The 22,141-nt window shown below is 51.7% G+C and carries 25 protein-coding genes; 10 read left to right on the top strand and 15 right to left on the bottom strand.

Annotated elements, in window-relative coordinates; all coding sequences use genetic code 11:
- Positions 1–144: 144 nt before the first annotated feature.
- Positions 145–387, top strand: a complete 243-nt coding sequence (gene ycgZ, locus FS690_RS12715) for a regulatory protein YcgZ (RefSeq protein WP_040113806.1) — start codon at positions 145–147, stop codon at positions 385–387.
- Positions 388–404: 17 nt separating this feature from the next.
- Here ycgZ and FS690_RS12710 read toward each other — a convergent pair whose 3' ends face one another.
- From FS690_RS12710 to FS690_RS12680, 7 genes are all read right to left on the bottom strand, one after another.
- Entirely contained in the window at positions 405–602 is a 198-nt protein-coding gene (locus tag FS690_RS12710) for a hypothetical protein (RefSeq protein WP_040113804.1), read from the bottom strand.
- A 102-nt stretch (positions 603–704) separates the two neighbouring features.
- Complete coding sequence (locus tag FS690_RS12705) at positions 705–968, bottom strand: hypothetical protein (RefSeq protein WP_040113802.1); 264 nt, start codon at positions 966–968, stop codon at positions 705–707.
- 242 nt (positions 969–1,210) lie between these two features.
- Complete coding sequence (locus FS690_RS12700) at positions 1,211–2,371, bottom strand: diguanylate phosphodiesterase (RefSeq protein ID WP_145339717.1); 1,161 nt, start codon at positions 2,369–2,371, stop codon at positions 1,211–1,213.
- Positions 2,372–2,678: 307 nt separating this feature from the next.
- On the bottom strand, positions 2,679–4,607 hold the full coding sequence (locus FS690_RS12695) for a methyl-accepting chemotaxis protein (RefSeq protein WP_145339716.1): 1,929 nt from the start codon (positions 4,605–4,607) through the stop codon (positions 2,679–2,681).
- Between the two features lie 459 nt (positions 4,608–5,066).
- Positions 5,067–5,915 carry a glyoxalase III HchA gene (hchA, locus tag FS690_RS12690; protein WP_145339715.1) on the bottom strand — a complete coding sequence of 283 codons (849 nt, stop codon included), beginning with the start codon at positions 5,913–5,915 and terminating at the stop codon, positions 5,067–5,069.
- Between the two features lie 121 nt (positions 5,916–6,036).
- Entirely contained in the window at positions 6,037–6,297 is a 261-nt protein-coding gene (locus FS690_RS18535) for a hypothetical protein (protein ID WP_094110881.1), read from the bottom strand.
- A 78-nt stretch (positions 6,298–6,375) separates the two neighbouring features.
- Complete coding sequence (locus tag FS690_RS12680) at positions 6,376–7,053, bottom strand: SOS response-associated peptidase family protein (protein ID WP_104085746.1); 678 nt, start codon at positions 7,051–7,053, stop codon at positions 6,376–6,378.
- A gap of 163 nt (positions 7,054–7,216) precedes the next feature.
- Between FS690_RS12680 and FS690_RS12675 the strand changes: the two genes are divergently transcribed.
- Together FS690_RS12675 and FS690_RS18380 are read left to right on the top strand one after the other, a co-directional pair.
- Positions 7,217–7,705 carry a MarR family winged helix-turn-helix transcriptional regulator gene (locus FS690_RS12675; RefSeq protein WP_040113792.1) on the top strand — a complete coding sequence of 163 codons (489 nt, stop codon included), beginning with the start codon at positions 7,217–7,219 and terminating at the stop codon, positions 7,703–7,705.
- Between the two features lie 93 nt (positions 7,706–7,798).
- Positions 7,799–7,999 (top strand): hypothetical protein, encoded by a 201-nt coding sequence (locus tag FS690_RS18380; protein WP_040113790.1) that lies wholly within the window; start codon positions 7,799–7,801, stop codon positions 7,997–7,999.
- 28 nt (positions 8,000–8,027) lie between these two features.
- Here the strand turns inward: FS690_RS18380 and FS690_RS12670 are convergent, their stop codons facing one another.
- A complete protein-coding gene (locus FS690_RS12670; protein ID WP_145339714.1) occupies positions 8,028–8,264 on the bottom strand; it encodes a hypothetical protein in 237 nt (78 codons plus the stop codon).
- Positions 8,265–8,613: 349 nt separating this feature from the next.
- Here FS690_RS12670 and FS690_RS12665 point away from each other — a divergent pair, with 349 nt between their 5' ends.
- Positions 8,614–8,859 carry a ParD-like family protein gene (locus FS690_RS12665; protein ID WP_040113787.1) on the top strand — a complete coding sequence of 82 codons (246 nt, stop codon included), beginning with the start codon at positions 8,614–8,616 and terminating at the stop codon, positions 8,857–8,859.
- Positions 8,856–9,638 (top strand): type I methionyl aminopeptidase, encoded by a 783-nt coding sequence (map, locus tag FS690_RS12660; protein WP_370512307.1) that lies wholly within the window; start codon positions 8,856–8,858, stop codon positions 9,636–9,638. Before FS690_RS12665 ends, map begins: the two co-directional genes overlap by 4 nt.
- Here the strand turns inward: map and FS690_RS12655 are convergent.
- Positions 9,635–10,549, bottom strand: coding sequence for a LysR family transcriptional regulator (locus tag FS690_RS12655; protein ID WP_145339712.1), 915 nt, complete (start codon positions 10,547–10,549; stop codon positions 9,635–9,637). The two genes, map and FS690_RS12655, sit on opposite strands and share 4 nt — an antisense overlap.
- A gap of 133 nt (positions 10,550–10,682) precedes the next feature.
- Between FS690_RS12655 and hpxD the strand changes: the two genes are divergently transcribed.
- The 4 genes from hpxD (at position 10,683) to FS690_RS12635 (ending at position 14,112) form a co-directional block, all read left to right on the top strand.
- Positions 10,683–11,714 (top strand): molybdenum cofactor-independent xanthine hydroxylase subunit HpxD, encoded by a 1,032-nt coding sequence (gene hpxD, locus FS690_RS12650; protein ID WP_071668124.1) that lies wholly within the window; start codon positions 10,683–10,685, stop codon positions 11,712–11,714.
- Positions 11,715–11,723: 9 nt separating this feature from the next.
- On the top strand, positions 11,724–12,692 hold the full coding sequence (locus tag FS690_RS12645) for a PDR/VanB family oxidoreductase (RefSeq protein WP_145339711.1): 969 nt from the start codon (positions 11,724–11,726) through the stop codon (positions 12,690–12,692).
- A gap of 435 nt (positions 12,693–13,127) precedes the next feature.
- Positions 13,128–13,331 carry a general stress protein gene (locus tag FS690_RS12640; RefSeq protein ID WP_040113773.1) on the top strand — a complete coding sequence of 68 codons (204 nt, stop codon included), beginning with the start codon at positions 13,128–13,130 and terminating at the stop codon, positions 13,329–13,331.
- Positions 13,332–13,845: 514 nt separating this feature from the next.
- On the top strand, positions 13,846–14,112 hold the full coding sequence (locus FS690_RS12635) for a DksA/TraR family C4-type zinc finger protein (protein WP_040113772.1): 267 nt from the start codon (positions 13,846–13,848) through the stop codon (positions 14,110–14,112).
- Positions 14,113–14,133: 21 nt separating this feature from the next.
- On the opposite strand, the gene FS690_RS12630 is transcribed toward FS690_RS12635, so the two are convergent.
- Positions 14,134–15,189: a diguanylate cyclase gene (locus FS690_RS12630; RefSeq protein WP_145339710.1), complete on the bottom strand. Its 1,056-nt coding sequence runs from the start codon at positions 15,187–15,189 to the stop codon at positions 14,134–14,136.
- A 342-nt stretch (positions 15,190–15,531) separates the two neighbouring features.
- Complete coding sequence (locus FS690_RS12625) at positions 15,532–16,581, bottom strand: NAD(P)-dependent alcohol dehydrogenase (RefSeq protein ID WP_145339709.1); 1,050 nt, start codon at positions 16,579–16,581, stop codon at positions 15,532–15,534.
- A gap of 108 nt (positions 16,582–16,689) precedes the next feature.
- On the opposite strand from FS690_RS12625, the gene FS690_RS12620 reads away from it, so the two are divergent.
- Positions 16,690–17,091: a helix-turn-helix domain-containing protein gene (locus tag FS690_RS12620; RefSeq protein ID WP_145339708.1), complete on the top strand. Its 402-nt coding sequence runs from the start codon at positions 16,690–16,692 to the stop codon at positions 17,089–17,091.
- A 34-nt stretch (positions 17,092–17,125) separates the two neighbouring features.
- On the opposite strand, the gene FS690_RS12615 is transcribed toward FS690_RS12620, so the two are convergent.
- The 4 genes from FS690_RS12615 to FS690_RS12600 form a co-directional block, all read right to left on the bottom strand.
- Positions 17,126–17,947 (bottom strand): Cof-type HAD-IIB family hydrolase, encoded by an 822-nt coding sequence (locus tag FS690_RS12615; RefSeq protein WP_040113762.1) that lies wholly within the window; start codon positions 17,945–17,947, stop codon positions 17,126–17,128.
- Between the two features lie 242 nt (positions 17,948–18,189).
- Positions 18,190–19,296: an ABC transporter substrate-binding protein gene (locus tag FS690_RS12610; RefSeq protein ID WP_145339707.1), complete on the bottom strand. Its 1,107-nt coding sequence runs from the start codon at positions 19,294–19,296 to the stop codon at positions 18,190–18,192.
- Positions 19,297–19,554: 258 nt separating this feature from the next.
- Positions 19,555–20,526 (bottom strand): ParB family protein, encoded by a 972-nt coding sequence (locus FS690_RS12605; protein WP_145339706.1) that lies wholly within the window; start codon positions 20,524–20,526, stop codon positions 19,555–19,557.
- A gap of 7 nt (positions 20,527–20,533) precedes the next feature.
- Positions 20,534–21,733 carry an AAA family ATPase gene (locus tag FS690_RS12600; protein ID WP_071668117.1) on the bottom strand — a complete coding sequence of 400 codons (1,200 nt, stop codon included), beginning with the start codon at positions 21,731–21,733 and terminating at the stop codon, positions 20,534–20,536.
- Positions 21,734–22,141 lie beyond the last annotated feature (408 nt).

Here is a 22,141-nt window from a genome sequence, read left to right as displayed (position 1 = left end):
CATTTAACTATTTGATATAAAAGAAAAATAAGAATGAAAAGATCGCAGGCGATAAATTAGTGGCAGAAAAAGCTGTACAAGTAAAAGTTAGTTGTATAACTTTACCTCTGTCAGTACAACTTACTTATTACAACGAGGCTAACTATGCGTCAGAATATGGTACAGCATCCATCATCCGCTAGTGACATCGCTAACTATTTCAACAAAGCTTCCACTCTGAGCCAGCAGGAAACGCTGGGACAGTTGGTAGTTGAAATTCTGACCTCAGGCAAAAACCTTAACCGTAAGGCGTTATGCACAAAACTGCTTGGTCGTCTTGAAGCAGCAACCAGCGCCGAAGAAGAGCAGCATTATCAGGCACTGATTGGACTGTTGTTTGATCGTTAATACTGCGTGAGCTTTAGTTAGTGCATCTGACGAGCAAGCAAAATGACAGCTTTACGGCAGGCCTCACGAACATCCTGCCCTGTCGCTGTCTCACCCATGTGATGCAGTGCAGTAGTAATCTCATGCAGAGTCAGATGCTGGTCCGGCTTAAGAAGGCGCGCCACAACCGTTCCAATAACGGCGTAGATATCTTCGGCGGCTGCGTCATTTTTCACATGACCTCCGTCCGTAGGTGGATAAGCATACAGTCTAACAGAAATTGTTCCCGGGAAACAATTTAGCGTCAGACCTTAGAGAGTCTTTGATTTAAATCAATTTTAATGCATTTTTCCGCGTGCAGGCCGTATATCAGATTCAGTCCCGATCGCTTTTTCAGACGCCCTAACCTGCATTTCACGTCTGACTTCGTCGATAGCACGCAATCCGGCACGGATGCGATGCTCATCGGTCTCTTTATCAAGACCAGCGCGCAGACGATCAAGTAAAGCGGTCCATGAAATGGCTGCATTAGCATCAAGTAAGTCAGTAACCGCCTCACCGATCAAAATTTCCGTCATCTTTTCTTCAAATTCTTTTTTCATGATGTGTCCGCCTGCAGGTTCGGGGGCGCAAAGTTTACCACAGAATTTTAGTGTGTAACCCTGAACCGCAGCGAGCCTGAGCGTTTCTTATAAATTTCACATATTTATCGCAGTAGTGCTGTCAGAAAAGATCTTTTCTGGTTGAAAAAAGAGCAGAGCCGGAAAGGGTATGACAAAAAACAACCGACCGGCTTTTGATGTGCCGGTCGGTCAGACTGATACTGATAGTGAAAGAGTAAGCGTTACATCGCCGCGCGATATTCCGGCCATGACACGGATGTGCCCTGCGGGGTAAAGAGCGAGCCCTGGAAGTCGATAACACCTGCAGCCTCAAGCCACATCCACTCTTCCGGCTGTTCAATACCAGAAGCGATGACGTTGATTTCGAGCGCTGAACAGCATTTGATAATAGCCTGAATGACAGCCTGCTTTGGACCACTGCGATGAACATCGCGAATAATTCCGGAAGCAATACGCACGCGATCGGGCTGCACATGAGTCAGCAGTGAAAGCCCGGCAGAGCCGTCACCAAAGTTATCAATCGACAGGCTGATGCCTGCCTGTTTTAGCTGCTTAACCGCTTCGGTAAAATCATTCAGGCCCGGGATAACTTCCGTTTCACTGACGCCCAGAATAATCTGTTCCGGCACCAGTCCGGCGTTTTTAATGGCGTCCGTGATAGTGTCAACCGCGTTAGGCACCGCAACCAGCGTCATAGGCAGAATAGTCAGATAGAGCGTCATGCCATCCGGACAGGCTTTGCCCGCCTTCATCAGCGCCATGCGTACGGCGTTCAGATTAGCAATATACTTATCTTCATCTTTACCTGCGCTCTCCGGACTATCGGAAATAGCCTCCAGTGCGGTGATCTCGCGGCCGAGTGGATCCACAACCGGGCGGAAATGAATGCCGTGCTCTTCCTGAAGCGATCCCGTCATGTCGGGAATAAAATCCCACAGATCGGCAGGCAGCACTTCGAAATAGTTTTCTTTTTCCCGCGATTCAACAAACGTGCGCAGGAACTGCAGGCCCCGATCGTCATAGGTCAGCCGGAAGCGTGAAGTACCGCGATCCAGTACCGCCTGAAGTACGGTTGACTGGTCATGTTCGCGCAGGTCAAACAGCTCCATCCCGGAATTACCGAAACGGCGATAAGGGGAGTAGTCACGCATAAGTTCAACCACATTGTGATGACGACGGTCAGCACAGATGCGATTGTAGATCGTCATAACACCCTCTTCAGGTCCCTCAAGGATCTGAAAGAAATGTGTACCGTTAAAGAGCAGAATACCGGTAACCTGGTGTGACTCATTCAGGAGACTCGCCTTCTCAACCATACCCGGCAAAATTTTCACGGGCACATCCGCAGAGATGTGGCTACGGTAAATGATTGTGGTTAGCATTAAATACTCCAGTTTACGTGAGTGTACCTGTCTACTTTATCAGCCGGCGGCAGCTACGTATAATCCTGTCTGAAATAATCTGGCTGAATTACTGTCAATATTAAAGCTACGTTTCCAGTAAAAACCAGCAAAAGTGCACAAAATCGCCTTTTTTCAGAATCATACAGAAGCGCAGTAAATAAGCGAAACGGGGTGGGATTGTAATCCGCTGCAGACAAGTTTTTTGACAAATCGTGTTGGTTCGCAACGATTCTCTGCTTTTTTACTGCGCGAGCAGATGCGGGACGCGCCCGCATCGTCGCAAAGATTACGCCGTGTGGAAAACAGCCACCAGCTGACGCAGACGCGAGGCGCGTTCTGCGAGATCGCCTGCTGAAGAGGCTGACTCTTCAACCAGCGCTGCGTTCTGCTGTGTCACCTGATCCATCTGGTTTACTGCGATATTAATTTGCGAAATCCCGCTGCTCTGCTCCTGAGAGGAGGCAGAGATATCGCGGATAAGCTGCGCTGTCTGCCCGATAGCGTCTACGCTCTGTTTCACTTTGTCACCGGCATTTCTGGCCATCACCATTCCCTCTTCGGCGTGGCTGACCGAGTGCGCAATCAGCTCTTTAATCTCTTTGGCAGCAGAAGCGGAACGCTGTGCCAGCGAGCGCACTTCTGCTGCGACCACGGCAAAGCCTTTACCCGATTCCCCTGCTCTGGCTGCCTCTACTGCCGCATTGAGGGCCAGAATGTTTGTCTGGAAAGCGATACTGTCGATAACGCTGGTGATCTCTTCAATTTTGGCCGAGCTGCCCCGGATACGCCCCATGGTGTCCATCACTGACGACATCGCCTCTCCGCTGAGCGATGAAGCCTGCGTTGCCGCTTCTGCCATGGTCGTGGCGTGATGGGTATTTTCAGCATTCTGACTGATAATGGATGCCATCTGCTCCATGCTGGCGGCGGTCTCTGCCAGCGATGCGGCCTGCTCTTCAGTCCGGGCTGAGAGATTTCCATTGCCGTTTGCGATCTCTTCAGAGGATGAAGCGATCGTCAGCGCGCTCTCCTTGATATCTGAGACCAGCCCGGCAAGATGCTGCTGCATATACTGCAATGATTGCAGCAGCTGCCCCATTTCATTGCTGCCGGTAATGTTAACCGGACACGTCAGGTCGCCCTCTGCCACGCGACGGGCAGCATTAACGGCTTCTTCCACCGGGCGCGTAATCGAGCGGGATATCATAACGGCAACCCAGACAGCCAGTAACGCCACCGCGAACAGTACGCCCAGCAGGCTATATTGCGCATGACGGCGTGCATCAATCTGCTGGCTAAGCATAACCGAAAGCCGATCGGCGCTCTGTGTTCCCAGTGTGGCAAATTGATTGATCGCCTCAGTGAATACCCGGACATATTCTGCCGGCGTGACGGTTTTGGTTTTGGATACAAAAACAGTATTGGCCAGCGCCAGTGCATCCTGCGCCTGCTGCACGGCGGTGGTCTCTCCGCTGGCAAACAGCGCTTTTAGCGCCGGTTCAATAGTAAAAACTTTATCCATATTGTTGCTGAACTGCTCCAGCGCTACGTTGCCGTTTTGCAGCCGGAAGTCCATCTGGCTGAGCGTTGCCTCTGATGCGCCCATGCCAGACGCAATCAGCGATGTGCCGCTTGCTCTGATCTGCCCGAGGGTTTCTGTTAATAGCGGCAACCGGTTGAAAATGCTGACAATAAGCTGATAAGTATTTAAGTCGCTGTCCAGTGACAAGCCGTAAAAATCCAGGATGTCCTGATTGGCTATTAACAATGTCTGAATCAGACTGGCGTGCTGGCTGAGGCTCGCTTCCAGCGAAAGCTGCTTATTGCCCAACTCTGCCTGCAGTTTTTTCCACTCGCCGTCAGCTTTATTCAAACGCGCCAGCGGTTGCGCAGCCTCCGCGTTATCGCCCAGTACAGTCACTACACCGCTGTAGAGCGCATCGGCCTCCTCTGCCAGCGCCACGCGTGACGCTCGGGCTGGATCGTCACTCGCAATAGCAATAGCGCTTTCTGCCCGATGGCGCTGGACCAGGTTAATCAGTGACAGCATCTTCTTTTCAACCGGTATGCCGGTAAGCTCAAGCTTTTTTGCATCAATGGCCTGGTTCCCGCTTTGAATAAACAGACAGGTTGGAAATATAAACAGCCCGAGAGCAAACAGTCCCAGCAAAATAAACTTCGCTGGCAAACTAATCGTGTTAAGTATCTTTTTCATGCAATATTCCTGGGTGAGCCTTAAGTGAGCAATTCTGAATAAAAATTATTGTTATTAAACGGTGCAATCTGCTCATCCATGAGATAGCCACTCTGCATCCGGGCCTGCCGGTTATTGCAGGCACTGATGAAGTGAAAAATTATAGATTGCTCAGGGTTATTTTACAGGAAGTGTATTGACGATATATTCTTGCGTAACTGCCAAAGCCAAATAAACATAAATCATTTAATAACAACAAGATAAAAGTTAAAGCAGGTATGTCAAAAACACCCTGGCTCGTTATATATCGGAAAAGCTTATATTATAATAAAGTGCTAAAGTTTTAGCTAACCTCGCCGATAAACAGCTTATTTTTTATAAAAAATGAAACAGAGAAATACGTTTACGATTTAAATTTTAATCAGGAAGAAATATCAGCCCTGACAAAGATGCCTGTCAGGGCCTGGGAAATCAGACGCCTTAACCGTAAGCTTTCAGCAACGTTTCTGCAGCAAGTTTGCCTAACGCATTTGCAGCATAAGGGCTGTCGCCCGTTATAACATTGCGATCGCGATGTACCGTACCTTTGATATCTTCATTGATAATATGAAGACCCATTGCGCGCAGCTTCTCACCGAAGTACCAGGTAAGATGGCCTGGCATATAGCCTATGTCCGGCGTCTGCTTATCAATGGCATCAGGGAAAGCACAGATTTCATAGCCAGCCAGCGGATTGTCGGACCCGGCGAGTGAAAGAAACGCCGCCGGGCCGTGACAGAGTGAGATCAGATAGCGGTCGTTTTCCAGCGTCCAGCGAAGCAATGTCGCCACCTCTTTACTCTCCGGTAAGCCGATCAGCGCGCCATGCCCGCCCGGGATAAACACTGCCGCGTAGTCGCTATGAGGAGAGAGGGACGCTAACACATCTGCCAGCCTGAGCGGAGAGCGGAAGGCTGACTGGTAGCGCTGATAGAACTGTAATACCGCTTCATCCTGTCCGGGCATGGCCCAGTGTTCAAACTTTGCCATCTGACCAGAGAGCGTTGCAATGTCGATACCGAAGCCCGCCTGATGCAGGTGATACATCGGCAGCAGCGTTTCCACCGGATGATTGCCGGTTGAGAACAGCGTATCGTTATCCAGCGGCAGATAGCGTTCATCAGCACACAGGACCAGAATTTTTTTGCTTCCGTCGCCGGGCGCCGGATAGTCTGCGCCCTCCAGATCGGATAGAGGAGAGGTAAACCGATCGCGCGAGTAGTCGGAGGGGAAAAATGCGTCTGCCTCGGCACGATCGGCAACGGGTTTCCTGCTGAGTTCGTTCGTCATTTATGCTTCCTCTGTGAATAAATACAGAAAGAAGCGTAGGTGAAAAAACGGCCTGGCTCACTGAGCCAATTCTGAATGCCGCTGCGCCTGTTGTGCCGCAGAGAACATCGGTACGCACAACTTATTGCGTCACAGCGGCAGACACTTCCTCAACCAATACCAGCGGACACCGCCGCACGCGGCAGGCCTGAGAGTAAGCCAGCGCGCAGACTGCGCACAGGTCACGTACGTCAGATTCATACTCATACTCCATATAGTACCGGAAGCGACTGGTGTGAGTAGCAGTACGCCAGAAACGCTGCGGCTCCAGCAGTTCATCAAGTTGCCTGAAAGTCAGGGCTGACGGGTTATGATACCCGACTCTAACGCGATAAGTTGTCATGCTTCGATTATTGAATGGCATACCGCTGGCTGCAACCGGACACCGGTTTTCATTTCAATAGATAAAATGTATCAGCCACTACTTTTCCGGCACGATCTCTTCAATCAGCTCAGCATCCTGCTGACGTACGCTGCCTACCCGCGTGGTCACCGCATGCCAGCAGAATGCCTCTTCCGGCTCAGCAGCTTCATGAGCAATCTCTTGCGCGCGACGCGCAGAGGTGCTGCTGCTCAGCCATTCATGAACGCCTTCTGCGGTCAGAACCAGCGGGCGGCGATCGTGGATATCGACCATGCCTTTATTGCTGGCGGCGGTCACGATGACAAAGCCTTCATGCCCCTGAACGTGATTAAACGGCGCCTTACCGATGGCAGCAAAAAACAGCGGCGTTTTACGCTGGTGATAAATAAAGAACGGCTGTTTTCTCCCCTTCTCTTTTTTCCACTCAAACCAGCCATCAGCCGGCACTATCGCCCGGCCCTGTTCCCAGAGAGGCTTAAACATCCGGCCGCTGGCCGCGGTTTCGCTGCGGGCATTAATCAAAGGCTGCTTATGCCACCACTCTGGTCCATATCCCCAGTAGACCGGATCCAGCTGCAGCGCCTCTTCGCGTTCGCTGAGCAGTAATACCCGGGTACCAGGCGCAACGTTGTAGCGCCCGATAGGCAACGGATCGTACTGGATTTCGTCCGGCGCAATACCCAGCGCCATAAAATAGTCATCTCTGCTGCTGTACTGCGCGAATCGTCCACACATATCGGCCTCCGGCTGTAAGCATAGGCCAGTTTGCCAGACCCGCGACGGCGACAGCGTTTGTGCCAGGTTACATTGACATCAATTTAATTTGATTCAATACTTGTGGCTGCCCGGACGCAGCGTGCGTTTTCCCTGCCGGCCAGCTCACTAAAATGGATTGTGAATGTGTACTGATATAAATGATCAAAGCGGTGAGCATGATGGTGCGCTTTCTGATGCACCGGTCACCGTCGACCAGTTTCTCTGTTTTGCGCTCTACTCTGCATCGCTGGCGATGACCAAGCTTTATCAGTCCAGACTAAAACCGCTTGGGCTTACCTATCCCCAGTATCTGGTTTTACTGGCGCTGTGGGAAAAAGATGAGGTGACAGTATCGGAGGTTGGCGCACGTGTGCGGCTGGACTCCGGCACGCTCAGCCAGCTGCTGAAGAGACTTGAAGCGGCCGGTTTTATTTTGCGCAAACGTGATGCGGGAGGAGACGAACGCCGGGTACGCATTTTTCTGACGCATGAAGGGCTGCAGCTTAAAAGCAAAGCCGCCGGCGTGCCCGCCGATATGATATCGGTAATGGATACCCCCTATGAAGAGTTGCACGATCTTACCGTAAGAGTGGCAGCCCTGCGGGAGAAGCTGCATCGGGCACTGCCCTGAGCGCAAATAAGAAGCGCTCTGCTCAGGAATTGATCTGTGCAGAGTATGTAGTGGCAGCCATGAATATCAGAAAACCAGGCAGAGGGATAAAGCGTGAAACTCAGCGTTTTGGATAACAACAGTGCTATTCATGCCGTCATCGGGCGCGCCGTTTCGTTTTTACGTAAATCAGGGCAGCCTTTGAGTACGGATAACATTCTGACGCGTCTGCGCCAGCAGGAAAAAGAGGCGCTGGATGGGATGAAAGAGATCTACGCGAGCGCGGCGCGCGCCCTGACAGCCAGAAAGCAATAAGTCATGACGGAGCGGTACGCCTCAACGTTTAGTGCAAAGTCTGTTCATTTGATGCCACGTTGATCGCCGGGTGCTCTGCTCCCTGAATTTCCCGGATGGCAAAAAACAGTGAACGGATTTTTGCGGCGCTCTTCTCTGCTGCCAGCATCTCCTGCAATTTGCTGAGCAAAGCATCATAAGAGACGGGTAACTCCTCACTGAACAGAGCCATTACTGCCTCGCCTATTACTATGTCTACCCATTCACTATCATCTGCTTTGTTCATATTTGCGGTCGCCGGGTCAGTTTACATCTGGAGAAAGGGCTTTTCATACCGCTAAAAAGATACTACAAAATTTATGTCCATTCAGAAACAATCCGTCACTAACATCGGACCAGAGCCTTCCCTTCTCTCTAACCACATGAATAATAAAAGGTTAAACCGATACTTGAAATTTTTTACTGCATGTCTGAGAGGCTCGCTTCAGGATAAAGAGTAAACAATTAACAGGCCTGATGTGCGTTTTACCACTGCCTTAACGGCTGCGGCTTTGTTGTATTCGCTGCAGGCATCTTGTTTCTTTCTTTATTGCGGGTAGTATATGCTTCATATATAAAACATATAAGGCACAGCGATGGGCATTGTGAAAATTTCCGATCTGATGCACGAAAATCTGCGTATCGCCAGCGGCGCATTGAGCCGTTCAGTCAACGCACAGGCGGAACACTGGATGAAAATGGGCATGCTGGCGGAACTCTATCCTGACAAAGATCATCAGGCGCTGGTCCGGCTGCTCATGCGCATAGAGCGCGACGGGGGCAGCGACCTGGCCGCACTCTTAAACCATCCTCTCTTTCTGACTCAGGAGAAAGCATCGTGAATATTACGCTCCATAATGCCGCTGAAATTGAACAGGCGCGCGCCGCGGGCCAGGCCGCTGCTGCCGTACTGGCGATGATTGGTCCTCATGTGAAGCCGGGTATCAGCACCGACGAACTGGATCGTCTCTGTCACGATTATATCGTTGATGTTTTAAACATCACGCCGGCAAATATCGGCTATCACGGCTATACCCGCACGGTCTGCACGTCAGTTAATCATGTAGTCTGCCACGGTATCCCCGGCCCGAAACGACTGAAAGAGGGCGATATCATTAATATTGATGTCGCGGTCATCAAAGAGGGCTGGTATGGCGATACCAGTCGCATGTACTTTGTGGGCCAGCCTTCAGTTCGTGCCAGACGACTGGTGGATATCACATACGATGCTATGGTAGCGGGTATCCACGTGGTTAAACCCGGCGCCACGCTGGGCGATATCGGTGCAGCCATCCAGCGGGTAGCTGAAGGCGCAGGGTTCTCGGTTGTGCGCGAGTATTGCGGTCATGGCACCGGACGGATCTATCATGATGAACCACAGGTGCTTCATTATGGTACGGTCGGTAAAGGCCTGGCGCTGGAACCCGGCATGATCTTTACTATTGAGCCCATGATCAACGCCGGCAAAGCGGCAACCAGCGTATTGAGTGATGGCTGGACGGTAGTGACCAAAGATCGTTCCCTCTCCGCGCAGTGGGAGCATACCGTTGCGGTTACGGATAACGGCTTTGATCTTCTTACACCCTGGCCGGATGGCACCGGCAGCTACTCTCCGATTTAGCGCTGAGTGACACTCATCGCGTCAATCACCTCTGTCATCTGCTGAATCAGCATCTGCGCCGCACGCGAAAGCTGTCGCGACGGTGCGGTGCATAAGGCCAGCGTCAGGGGGCGCATAACGCTGTGCCTGAGCGGTACGAAGCTTAACTCACCCTGTTCAACCTCGGTCATGACATCCAGCAGGCTCAGCACACAGATACCGCTGTTCTGCGCCACCAGCGTATGGATAAGCCGTATATCATTACAGCCGATTACATTTTCAGGCTGGAATCCCTGCCGGTGATAGAGCGCAGCGACGCGCTCATGAACAACCAGTGAGTCGCCCGGCAGAATATGCCGCTCGTGACTCAGTTCACTGAGCGAGACAGCGTCACGGGTGCTGAGCGGATGCCGGTTGTTCACCACCACGCCCATTTCCAGTTCGGCAAAAGCCAGTACATTAAGGCCGCTCTGCCCATCCGGGTCGAGGATCAGACCAAAATCGATTTCAGATTGCCGGATAAGCTGGCTGATGCGCTGGCTGTTATCAACGGTAAGCGTCAGATTCAGCCAGAGGTGCGTCTGCGCCATTGCCGCTATCCGTTCAGCTATCCGGCCCCGGGTCAGAGACTGCACCATTCCCAGAGTGACATTGCCGCGTTTTAGCCCCTGTATCTCATCGAACCGCTGACGCGTAACGCGAAATTCGCGCTGCCAGCGCGTGAGATCGCTGTAGAGCAACTCTCCGGCAGTGGTCATACGCAGCCCCTCAGGCAGACGCTCAAACAGCGGCGTGTTAAAGGCGGCCTCTGCCTGCAAAATTTGCCGGTTGATCGCAGAGGCCGACACGTGCAGCTTTTCTGCCGCTTTGCGCAGGCTGCCGCTGCGGGCGACTTCGGTAAAATAGAGAGCGAAGCGGGAGAATGGGCTCATCGTGCACCTGTACACTTTTTTGCAACAGCAGACTGTAATCTTAGCGATGGATCGTAACACAGAAGCGTAATAACAATGTCCTGACAAACATTATGTTTATCACGCTGTGTGAACTGATTATCAGGAGATAACTATGTCCGGTCCGACACCGCCCGCCCACTGCACTTTTGATCCCGAAGACTGGCTGCGCCTTGCGCGCCACTGGCATCCTGTTGCGCGCAGCGGCGATATCAGCAGCGCGCCGGTGAAGGCGACTCTGCTGGATGAACAGCTGGTGCTGTATCGGATTAAGGGGGACGTTGTGGCCGCACGTGATATCTGTCCACATCGTGGCGTACCGCTGACGCTGGGTTTCCATGATGATGAGGGCATTATCTGTCCCTATCACGGCCTGCGTTTTGGGGAAAATGGCCGGTGTAACCGTATTCCATCGAGTCCGGACCAGCCGGTGCCTGCCAAACTGCATCTTACCTCTTATGCCGTGACGGAACGTTTTGGACTGATCTGGGTTTGTCTGGCGCCCGACAGTGAACAGCCGGCAAAACTGCCGACGATGCCGCACTGGGATGACAGCGGGTTTCAGCAAATCAACTGCCCTGGATTTGATGTCGCAGGCTTTGCCGGCCGCCAGGTAGAGGGCTTTCTGGACGTCGCGCATTTTGCCTGGGTGCATACGGACACCTTTGCCGATGCGGCTAACCAGCTGGTGCCGGCATATAACCCGGTTGAAACCGACTACGGCTTTAGCGTGGACTACTGGAGTACCGTCAGTAATTTTGCTGCCGGCAGCCCGCAGCAGGCGCCCGACGGCTTTGAGTGGCTGCGACGTTTTGAGATGCATCTGCCCTTTACGGCCACGCTGACCATTTTCTTCCCTGGCGACGCCCGCCTGACAATCATGAATGCGGCCTCTCCGGTTTCAGCCCGCCAGACGCGCATGTTTGCGCCTATCGCACGCAACTTTGATCTGCACATTCCTCCGGAAGAGGTGCACGCCTTTAACCTGCGCGTTTTTGAGGAGGATCGGCTGATGGTGGAGACCCAGCGCCCTGAACGTCTGCCGCTGGATCTTACGCTGGAGGCGCATATTCCGGCCGATCGCAGTTCAGTGGCCTACCGGCGTGGGCTAAAACGTATGGGATTTGGTGAATTTTTTCTGGTGTGAGGGGCGGCAATGAACGAACTGATTAATGTGGTGACAGACGGCATCTGGCGTCAGGGCCGCCGTAACCTGAGCGTCAGGCTGATGACGACAGACGGGCAATTGCTGCCCGCATGGCAGGCAGGTGCGCACATTGATGTGCATCTGCAGCCGGGAATGATCCGGCAATATTCACTGACCGGAGCGGAAAACAGACGTGACTGCTATGAAATTTGCGTGGCGCTTGAGGCTGAGTCGCGCGGTGGGTCGCGCTACATACATGAAACGCTGCGCCCGGGCATGCAGCTTGCTATTTCTCCGCCACGTAATCTTTTTCCGCTGGTCGCTGCCAGGAAGGTTATCCTGCTGGCCGCAGGCATCGGCATTACTCCGCTTTCTGTGATGGCACAGGCGCTGGAGGCAGCAGGCCAGGCGTTTGAACTGCACTATTATCTCAGAGAGCGGGGCGATGAGGCGTTTGCAGCACTCCTGAACCAGAATTTTGCGCACGGCGTTTGTCACATCTGGCACAGCAGCGAGGGTGTCAGCGCCCGCACTCATCAGCCTCAGAGTATCGCTCGCTATCAGCCCGGCGCACATATCTATCTCTGTGGTCCGCTGCCTTTTATGTCCCATCTGCAGCTTCAGGCTGAAACCTGCGGCTGGCCTCCTGAGGCGATTCATACAGAGGCATTTAAAGCAGCTGCACCGCAGCAGGTAACTGAGCAAGGCGCAGCGTTCACGATAACCCTGGCGCGATCGGGCAGAAGCTGGCTGGTTCCGCCGGACCGTTCCATTGCAGCAGTGCTGACTGAACAGGGTGTGGAGGTTGCGCTGTCATGTGAAATGGGTATGTGCGGAGCCTGTCTGACACCTGTTACTGAAGGCCAGCCGGACCATCGCGATACGGTTCAGTCTGACAAAGAAAAAGCGGCGCCCTCCCAGTGTATTGCACTCTGCTGCTCCCGCAGCCATACCGTCAGCCTGACAATCGATCTCTGAACAGCCGGCTGCTGACCCGGCCAGCAGCCTGGCCTCCCCTGCCCCGATAAACACGCCTGTTATCATCTATCATTTTCTGTCTATTTTTAGTCCCGGCTTATGTTCCGGTCCTCAATACTCTGTCACGAAAAAAATAAACGAAGCGCAAATGAATACCTGCACCCTTTTATTGCATGACGTAATGCTGTGCCCGGCTAATTGTCACAACTTTTCATTAAACCTTTTCAGGACGCAAAGAACGCTTTCCTTTATCAAAGTAAAATGCTAACTATTCACCTGCGTAAGATTAAGATAACAGAATCGCTTAAGATCGATTCTTACTTAAACAAACGACCCGTCGTAAATTAAAAAGTCAGGATAAATTCTGTCTTGAACATGGTAAAAACAGCGCTACATTTATTTTTGCCACAAGTCAGCATGAACAGAGAGGAAAAAATGCAGGATTCCAGCAATAACCCGGAAGAAGCTGAAAAAACCAAACCACGCCGCGGTGGTGCAGGTAACTTTGCTGCTAACAAAGAACGTGCTGCCGAGGCAGGCCGCAAGGGCGGCCAGGTCAGCGGTGGCAACTTCAGAAACGATCCTGAACGGGCTATTGAAGCGGGCAGAAAAGGAGGGAAGATCAGCCGTCGTAAGTAAACTTATACAGAACCCGATATCTCTGCACTTCATTTAATTCCTAAGATAACACTCTCCTGACATCGTTTACGCTTCGCTTACGCGAAAGAATCGACCTGTCAGGAGAGTTATTTTTTCATTCGAAGAAGAATTTTCGATTAAAACTTGATCGATACCCTTTTTTTACCGCTTCGCTTTATTAACAAAACAAGCGCTCTATATTTTCTGGCTGATTTATAATTGGCTTTTTTATTAACCAGCAACATGACTGGATATATTTGTACAACGCTCAGCCCTTTGTACACTTTTATTAAAATATAAATCCATATTACAACGCATTTAAAATAATAAACGCCCTAACTCTATATTTATTAAAGAAAAATTGTATTGATGATGCATCTTATCGTTGCCTGCGCAAATGGCAGGCATTTCGGCTGAGGAGGCAGCAATGAGGGATGACTTCAACCGCACGCAAAGTGCGACGCGTGCATCACCGCTGACTATAGTTAATATTCAGCAACGATAAGGGGGCTTTATGGCAGGTGGCTGGTCGGAAGATGGCGCAGTCCAGAAACAGATTGATGCGACGGTTGATGATGCTATCGCCCGGGCGCGAAGTCATCTTAAGCAGGGTGACAGTGCACGCTTCTGTGATGAGTGTGGAGAACCGATACCCGAAGCACGTCGCGCGGCACTGCCCGGCGTACGCTACTGTATCCAGTGTCAGTCTGAACTGGATAAGAAAGAAGCCAGCAGTAGCGGTTATAATCGCCGGGGCAGTAAAGACAGCCAGCTGCGTTAGCCTGGCGCAGACTTGTGTTACTCAGCTCCAGAGCAGAACGTCGTTACGCCCTGCCCGCTTTACCTGATAGAGGGCCTCATCCGCATGGCGCAGCCAGTCGCGCAGAGAATCAGCGCTGCTCGCAGGAGCGATACCGATGCTAACCGTGCAGTGAAAATCAGGAGCGGCAGGCAAAGCGACCTGCGCTATTTTTTCACGCAGTCGCCTGGCGAGAGCAACCACGGTTTCATCACTGGCATGGTGAACAATAACGCTTAGCTCATCACCTCCCAGACGCGCGGGTATATCCTGAATACCGACATAGTTGCGCAGCAGAGCGGAAATTTCTGCCAGCAGAAAGTCTCCGGCTTCATGCCCCCAGGTGTCATTGACGGCCTTGAAATGGTCCAGATCCAGCAGCAGCAGATAGCCGTTACTGTCGCCACGCCGCGTACTTAAAAACTCACTCTCCAGCCGTCGTTCAAATAGCCGTCGGTTAGGGATCTGCAGGCCCGGATCCATCAGAGCTACGCGCTCCAGTTCGCGATTACGCTTGCGCAGCTGCCAGGTCAGATTATAAGAAGCGATACTCAGCGCCAGCATGTAACAGCTGGCGAGCGGCAGCGTTAGCCACACCGTCTGCGTTGTAAAGGTACTCTCTAACCGTGCGCCATCGAGTATCCACACCGACAGGAAAGCCACTATGAACGCTTTAATAGCGGAGATGAGCAGCGTACTGCCTCCTGCCGCATAGCGATCTGAGGCCAGTACGGCCATGATAATCACCGAGGGCACCGGAGTGAGCGACATCAGCGCCACCCATATCCCGCCAAAAGCGGCATCGAGCGTAAGGTTGTTACGTTCAGCGCTGGTCTGATCTTCAGCGCGCAGTGCACGCTGGCAGGCAAGCCACGGCCAGGCAAAGGCATTAATGAACAGTAAAGCACTGTAGAACAGCTCGCGCTGCGTATCGAGCAGCACGGAAAGAATAGGAAAGAAACAGAGCACAGTACCGAGCTGACGCATAAAAAACATGCGCCGGACGAAACGTCTCGATCGTTTTTTCAGATGATCATCATCAGGGGTGTAATAGTTCATTCTAAGATAAATCTGATCAACAGGAACCGCAGTTTATCGGGAAAAAGGCGCAGACAGCGAATTATTTTGACGCTTCCCCCTTATCGATTGAAGTTACCGTGCTTATGTAATTACGCTGGCGCACAACGGCTGTTTTTACCATCATCCTTTCATTAATAAAATAATTATACTTATCAAACGGATAAGCTGGATAAATCTGACAGCCTGAAATAAATGCTGCACTATTCAGACTGCCAGTAAAGCCCGGCTTAAGAGATTATTTTTTCAGATTACATCGTTTAACATGTCACCTGAAGAGCCTCTGTTGGCGATTTCAGGCTGAAATCGCTGCGAATCATAGACTTACCATTGAGTCGCTTGCATATTGATGACAAAGCGATAGTGCACATCGCCGCGTAGCATACGCTCAAATGCCTGTTCTATCTCATCCCCGGTAATAGTCTCGATATCCGCCACAATATTATGCTGGCCGCAGAAATCGAGCATCTCCTGCGTTTCCTGTACGCTGCCGATTGAAGAGCCAGTGATGCTCAGCCTGCGGAAAACCATTGGGGTGATATCCGGCGAAATATGTGGCCGATCCGGAATACCTACCAGCACCATACGTCCATTGGTTTTCAGCGTGGCAAGATAGGGATTAAGGTCGTGCGGAGCTGCCACGCAATTGATGATGATATCCAGCGAAGTCTGGCAGGCTGCCATCTCCTCCTCATTGCGAGATACCACTACCCGACTGGCCCCCAGGCGCAGTGCATCGTCGCGCTTGGCGGCAGAAGTGGTAAACAGAGTGACGTCTGCCCCCATTGCGCTGGCCAGCTTAACCGCCATGTGTCCAAGTCCGCCCAGTCCAACCACGCCCACACGGTCGCCTGCTTTAACATTGAAATGGCGTAATGGCGACCAGACTGTAACCCCGGCGCAGAGAAGCGGTGCTACCCCGGCTGGTGGCAGATTTTGCGGAACGGCGACCACGAAGTGCTCATCGACGATCACGCTCTCAGCGTATCCTCCCCAGGTAGTGCCGCCGGTATACTTGTCGGTCCCGTTATAGGTCGCGGTAAAACCCGCTTCACAATATTGCTCTTCATGCTGCTGACAGAAATGGCAGGTCCGGCAGGAATCCACCATTACGCCAACGCCAACCAGATCGCCTGGCCTGAATTTGCTGACTTCACTACCCGCCTCCGTTACCCGGCCAACAATCTCATGTCCCGGTACCAGCGGATAGCGGCTGACGCCCCATTCATTACGCGCCATGTGCAGATCAGAATGGCAGACGCCGCAATAGAGGATCTCAATTTTGACATCCTGTTTTTGCAGCGGGCGCAGAGCGACGCTATCGGACATCAGGGGTGCGGTTGCATTATGTGCAACCAGTGCATTGATTTTCATTGTGCCTCCGGCAAAGATGGCTTAATAAGCTGAGAGGCGGCAGACTATAGTGAATGCGAAAAAGAATTAACAGTAGGCACCAAACGGTGACCTTATAAGGAGTCAGGCATGCCAGCCTGGGAAGAGGGTAAACTGGTCTTTTATGCGGATTCACCTCCGCGCAGACTGCTGGAGCTGTTCTCTGTCAAATGGAGCACAATGGTGCTGCATGCGCTTTATCACTGGCCAGATCACTGTGCCAGAACCGGCGAGCTGCAGCGCAGCCTGCAGGGCATATCAAAAAAAATGCTGTTTCAGACGCTAAAAGCGCTGGAACAGCGCGGCCTGGTTGAACGACGGGAATATGACGTTACGCCCGCTAAAGTCGACTACCGGCTCACCTCGCTGGGAATGACATTTGCCCGCCCGGTGGAGGAGATGTATACGTGGGGTCTTAAAAACCAGGCCGCGCTGGATAGTATGGAGGCCAATCTGCACGCTGCCCGGCTTAAAGCTGAGTCAGAGGAGTAACAGAGCCGCCGCGGGCGGCTCTGTCAGGTCAGACTTAGTTAAACGGCGTTTCCCGGGCCAGCAGGCGCGCAATGACGTTGAGTGCGCCCTCTTCGTTATTGTTCTGCGTACGATAGCGGGCGACTGCCGCAACCGACGGGGCAGCGTTATCCATGGCAAAGCTGTAGCAGGCCTGTCGCAACATCTCGATATCATTTGCGCTGTCGCCAATCGCCAGCACCTCACAATCATCAATGCCCCATTTTTGCTGCAGCATGGCAATGCCGTGCGCTTTATGACAGCCAGGAATAATCAGGTCAATAAAGCCGAATCCGCTGGAGACCGGATGCATAATGTTCTCAATTGCGCTCAGCTCATGATGCAGCCGCGCCATCAGCGCCTCAACGCCTTCATGCTCAAGATTTAATGAGAATTTAAAAATGGTGTCGTCGATGCTGCTCAGATCGTCGCGTTTTTCCAGCCGGCGATAGTGATTGCTGAGTTTATTCACCACATGTTCAGGCATAGAGTTGTGCACATAGGCGCTGTTGCGGCCGCAGACCACGACGCTGATATCAGGCTCTTTCGCCAGGATAGTCAGGATCTGCTCTACCCGCTCAGGCGCCAGCTCTCCGCAAAACAGTTCCTCATTGCAGTCTGAGACCCAGGCGCCGTTTTCAGCAACAAACGCGATCTCATCCTTGATATCAGGAAAATAGTGTTGCAGCTGATAATACTGATTGCCGCTGGCAACAACAAAGCGGATCCCTTTCTCTTTGAGCAGTGCGTACTGGCGGGCAAAACGCTGCTGATTATAGTGCTTGTTATCATCAAGGAAGGTGCCATCCATATCTACTGCAATCATCTTAACTGCCATTACTCTCTCCCATATAGAATCTGCCGTCAGCCCGTCCGGCCTGTTATAGAGTATAAGCTTACTCGCGACGTGGATTAATGAGAATGTTAATAGTGACGATGTTCACTGCTTTCAGAGATTTCTCGCTGGCAGACGCGGAGCATCTGTATGGTTTACTGATTACAGTGAATAAGATGAGTTGCACAGCGGAAGATGCCAGGCAAAGAAGGTTGCCGGCGGCGCATTAAGGCCGCCCGGCTCAATCAGTTATTGTCAGGATAGCTCAGGGTAATAGCGTCATCTGGCAGATGCGTGAAGGTTTTAACCAGCTGGTGATAATCGGCAACCGGATTCAGTGCGGCAAACTGCTGCGGATAGAGATCTTTCGCCAGGATTTCCATGCCGATGATATTCCACGGATGGTTGTAGAAATGGTGATAGATACCATAAGCCCGGTTCTGCTTCACCGGCTCAATCTGTGCCACGCCGGTACGGCGCGTCAGGGTCTGGAAGGTTGCAGTGACCTCCTGAGGCTTAACCCCATAGCCAAACGGTAACACGTTGTTGTTAGGCCGTTTAGAACCGGTCATGATATAGACATCAGGCTTCATCGCGATGATTTTTTCCAGCGAAACAAAACCTGAGTTGCCTGGTAAAAGTGCAGAACCGATATTTTTGCCTCCTACCGCTTCGACCAGTCCGCCCCAGCCGTTATGACTGTGCGTAAAACAGCAGTTATCGCTGTTGCCGGCAATAGGCTCGATAAACACCGTGGGTTTCTTTTCAATGCCGCTGACTTTATTCGTAATAGCGGACATTTTTTGCTGATAGAAAGTTGTATAGTCCCGGGCCTGCTCTTCGCGGTTAAGGATCTGCCCAAGCAGAGAAACACTTTTAGCTGTGTTCTGCGCCGGGTGCAGTTCATAGTCTACAAACACAACCGGGATGTGCAGATTTTCAAGCGTCCTGACCACACCAGACTGGATCAACGCCGGTTTTGCACGTAACTGTGCAATCATCACATCCGGCTGCTGCGCCAGCACGCTTTCAAGGTTGACCTGACCCTGGTCGTTGAATCCCATATCAACAATTTTTTCCGCCTGCGGCCAGCGTGCTTTCAGCATTTCCCAGGTTTGCGTATCCTGTTTTTTAGGCAGGTTATTCCAGGCTACAACGCGTTCAAAAGGATTATCACGATCGAGCAGAGCCAGCGTCAGTACATCACGCCCATCCTGTAAAATAATATGGCGAGGCTCTTTAGAAAACGTATGTTGCTGTCCATCCAGATCGGTGATGGTCAGTGGATAGGTGGTGGCTGACGCTGATAAAGCCACACCCAGGCTCAGCGCCACGCCGCAAATAACTTTCATTTGAACTCCGTTCGTTACTGAATAGTAATTATTATCATCTAATTTATCATAACTGGTAAAGCCGGAGCAGGGTCCGTGCGGGTGCGGTTGTAACGGAATGCGTCATCCTGCCGGATAAAGGCTCTCTTTTGTTACGTAAAACAGCCTGAAACAGTGGCGATTTCAGGCTGAAATTTTTAGCTCAAATCTATAACTGACAATCACTTAGGCGTGAAAAAGGGGTGGCGAAAGCAAATAAACCGCCCGCAGGCGGTATGGTTACTGCTCCAGATATTTAGCAAGCGTGCTGCTGATGACCTTATCCAGCTCATCCTGTAGCTCTTTAGGCTGGCGATTAAATTCATAACTGAAGGTGCGCCCTTTGGATTTTTTCCGGGCAAAGCGATCTTTGTCAGCAAAGTCCCAGAGCGACGTCGTCACGACTTTCTCTTTTCCCGGAGCCTCAAGCAGTGCGCTACTGCCATTGCGCACCAGACGCAAAATGGCATTCTTCACTTCATCTTCAGCCAGACCATCTTCAGAGGCAATCTCATCAATATCCGCGCTGATAGTCTCTACCAGCGTGGTTATGCTCTGTTGCTTCTCCTGAAGCCTTTCACATGCCTGCAGCAGCAGCTTATAGTCCGGATAGGCGAGTTCAGCATGGTTAGGAAACAGCATGATCAGTTCAGCCGGCACACTCGCGGCCTGTAAGGCGCGTGTCACTTTAGCCTGTGACAGTCCCTGTTGCTCAGCAATCTCTTTTTGCGACAGGCCACTCTGCTTTAGAGCCAGCAGGCGCAGACCTACTTCACGCAAATTATGCTCACGCGCAGTCTGAATATCCTGAGCCAGGCGACGTGCTTCTTCGGCAGAGATATCCTCATCAGTCACCAGTATGCTCAGACCCGTTTTGCAGAGCAGCGCGGCAGCGCGACGGCGGGAGCCATCAAGTACTTCGATGCGCTCACCGCGCTTTACCCCGATGGCGGGAAAAAACTGCTGCAGTTTAATCGTACGAATGATGTCACGCAGCGATTCTGGCGTCAGGCCAGACTGATCGCGACCATTGGTCTCCTGCACGACAAAAGTCTTTGCTTCCACATCGCGGGCAGAGACGTGCTGAAGTGAGAACAGCGCGCGTTTGCCGGTATTCAGCACAAACGTTTGCGTATGTTCTGCAGCAGTGTGTTCATTTTGCAGAGGTGACTGGCTGAAAGTACGGCCAATAGTAATGCGTTTTGCGCTCATCTTAACCTCAGTTCAAACGAATAAATTCAATACGGTCAAATACGGCTTTGGCAAAATCCTCTGCAGCCGATCGCGCGTTTTTCAGTGCCTCACTGCTGCCCACATAGGTAGAAGGGTTAGCTGAAATCACCGTATCAAACGACTCACCGCAGCGCTCAAATCCGTCAAGCCGCGGCAGCGCCGCGTCCAGCATATCGCCACCGAAAATCTCTTTAGCCAGGCTGTGGCACATCTTATGATCGGCTTTGTTGGAGAGTTTCGACATAAAGCCGATATTGCCCTGCAGCCGGCATTCAGCCCCTGAGGCTTCAATAATCTCTACCAGCTCAGGCAGTCGGGTAAGGTATTTGAGCGTCGAATGAAAATCGACCTGCGCAGGCGGAACGGGCGTCATCAGCAAATCAGAAGCAGCAATCGCATTTTTGAGAAACGCATCCAGATGCGGGCCGCTATCAATAAAAATGAAGTCATAATCTTTTTTGAGCTTTGCCACAACGTTTTCATACAGCACAGCGTGCACGTTCTGCCCTGGCAGGTGTTCATGACAAAGCTCCTCCCAGCGTGAAGCGATAAACGCATCATCAATTGAAGCGGGCAGTACATCCACGCCCGGGATGATTGAGGGCACAATAAAGTCGCTTTTCAGCTCTTCGCCGCTGACATTCTGCAGCATCGCCTGGGCGGCAGTGGCTTCTACCAGACCCACTGAACGTTCATGATTCAGAAACATGGTGGCCGAAGATTGCGGATCCAGATCGATGACCAGAATACGTAAATCTTCAAACAGCAGATGCGGATGCGCCCGCAGCGCATGTGCCAGCGAGACGGTTGAGACCGTTTTGGAGACGCCACCTTTCAGATTGCCAACGAAGAGGGTATAGGCTTCCGCGTGGCGATCGCGATATTTAGGTACGCCCCGGTGATGGTAGATATCGACAATGTTTTCAATCGACATCGCATATTTGGTGGAGCTGCCGGCAGCGCGTTTATCAAACACGTAGCCATTTTCTTCCATCTCATTGACCGCATAATCAACGCTGGCGCGCGTCAGTTTTGGCAGTTTAGCCAGCGCGGCTTTCGCATAGACCTGATAAAACGTATTTTCTTTGAGTTCTTCTTTTTGCGCCTGAATCTGCTCGGTGAGACTCATCAGCATTCTTTCTGAACGTTGAGCAACCTTCAGAATCTGCTTCTCATCATTAGCCATACCTGCTCCACACATGTAGGATTTATGACTTTATACTTAAATCCTGCACATAAGGCAATTACTTATCCTGTAAACCGGAATTCTTAATTATGCCTGCAGAATGTATTGCCCGCAGCATTCACTGTAATCAGTAGCCGCTAAACGTTCACTGTAATCAGCAAACGTAAAGTTGCAGGCGTTCAGATATAAGTCGGAAGTCCAAAGATTCACTGTAATCAGTAAATGAGGGCGCAGCGTTCACTGTAATCAGTAAAAGATTCACTGCAGGCTGCTGCAAACACGCTGTGTGAAGCAGGCTCTGGCCGGTATCTCTCTGCACGTTCACTGTAGTCAATAGTCAGCTGTTAAAAACAGAGGAGACCCTCTTCGGCAGCATTCACTGTAGTCAGCATTCTCCGGCAAATTAGC

It is taken from the genome of Pantoea sp. PSNIH1 (genome assembly GCF_007680655.1).
GTDB classification, from domain to species: Bacteria; Pseudomonadota; Gammaproteobacteria; order Enterobacterales; family Enterobacteriaceae; genus Pantoea; species Pantoea eucrina.
Note: the sequence above shows the minus strand (reverse complement) of the source record. Positions and strands in the feature narration are given on the sequence as shown.

Excerpts from the sequence above, each read along its gene's own strand:
- ycgZ (WP_040113806.1), top strand. The coding sequence starts at position 145 with ATGCGTCAGAATATGGTACAGCATCCATCATCCGCTAGTGACATCGCT.
- FS690_RS12705 (WP_040113802.1), bottom strand. The coding sequence starts at position 968 with ATGAAAAAAGAATTTGAAGAAAAGATGACGGAAATTTTGATCGGTGAG.
- FS690_RS12700 (WP_145339717.1), bottom strand. The coding sequence starts at position 2,371 with ATGCTAACCACAATCATTTACCGTAGCCACATCTCTGCGGATGTGCCC.
- FS690_RS12695 (WP_145339716.1), bottom strand. The coding sequence starts at position 4,607 with ATGAAAAAGATACTTAACACGATTAGTTTGCCAGCGAAGTTTATTTTG.
- hchA (WP_145339715.1), bottom strand. The coding sequence starts at position 5,915 with ATGACGAACGAACTCAGCAGGAAACCCGTTGCCGATCGTGCCGAGGCA.
- FS690_RS18535 (WP_094110881.1), bottom strand. The coding sequence starts at position 6,297 with ATGACAACTTATCGCGTTAGAGTCGGGTATCATAACCCGTCAGCCCTG.
- FS690_RS12680 (WP_104085746.1), bottom strand. The coding sequence starts at position 7,053 with ATGTGTGGACGATTCGCGCAGTACAGCAGCAGAGATGACTATTTTATG.
- FS690_RS12675 (WP_040113792.1), top strand. The coding sequence starts at position 7,217 with ATGTGTACTGATATAAATGATCAAAGCGGTGAGCATGATGGTGCGCTT.
- FS690_RS12670 (WP_145339714.1), bottom strand. The coding sequence starts at position 8,264 with ATGAACAAAGCAGATGATAGTGAATGGGTAGACATAGTAATAGGCGAG.
- FS690_RS12665 (WP_040113787.1), top strand. The coding sequence starts at position 8,614 with ATGGGCATTGTGAAAATTTCCGATCTGATGCACGAAAATCTGCGTATC.
- FS690_RS12655 (WP_145339712.1), bottom strand. The coding sequence starts at position 10,549 with ATGAGCCCATTCTCCCGCTTCGCTCTCTATTTTACCGAAGTCGCCCGC.
- hpxD (WP_071668124.1), top strand. The coding sequence starts at position 10,683 with ATGTCCGGTCCGACACCGCCCGCCCACTGCACTTTTGATCCCGAAGAC.
- FS690_RS12645 (WP_145339711.1), top strand. The coding sequence starts at position 11,724 with ATGAACGAACTGATTAATGTGGTGACAGACGGCATCTGGCGTCAGGGC.
- FS690_RS12640 (WP_040113773.1), top strand. The coding sequence starts at position 13,128 with ATGCAGGATTCCAGCAATAACCCGGAAGAAGCTGAAAAAACCAAACCA.
- FS690_RS12635 (WP_040113772.1), top strand. The coding sequence starts at position 13,846 with ATGGCAGGTGGCTGGTCGGAAGATGGCGCAGTCCAGAAACAGATTGAT.
- FS690_RS12630 (WP_145339710.1), bottom strand. The coding sequence starts at position 15,189 with ATGAACTATTACACCCCTGATGATGATCATCTGAAAAAACGATCGAGA.
- FS690_RS12625 (WP_145339709.1), bottom strand. The coding sequence starts at position 16,581 with ATGAAAATCAATGCACTGGTTGCACATAATGCAACCGCACCCCTGATG.
- FS690_RS12620 (WP_145339708.1), top strand. The coding sequence starts at position 16,690 with ATGCCAGCCTGGGAAGAGGGTAAACTGGTCTTTTATGCGGATTCACCT.
- FS690_RS12615 (WP_040113762.1), bottom strand. The coding sequence starts at position 17,947 with ATGGCAGTTAAGATGATTGCAGTAGATATGGATGGCACCTTCCTTGAT.
- FS690_RS12610 (WP_145339707.1), bottom strand. The coding sequence starts at position 19,296 with ATGAAAGTTATTTGCGGCGTGGCGCTGAGCCTGGGTGTGGCTTTATCA.
- FS690_RS12605 (WP_145339706.1), bottom strand. The coding sequence starts at position 20,526 with ATGAGCGCAAAACGCATTACTATTGGCCGTACTTTCAGCCAGTCACCT.
- FS690_RS12600 (WP_071668117.1), bottom strand. The coding sequence starts at position 21,733 with ATGGCTAATGATGAGAAGCAGATTCTGAAGGTTGCTCAACGTTCAGAA.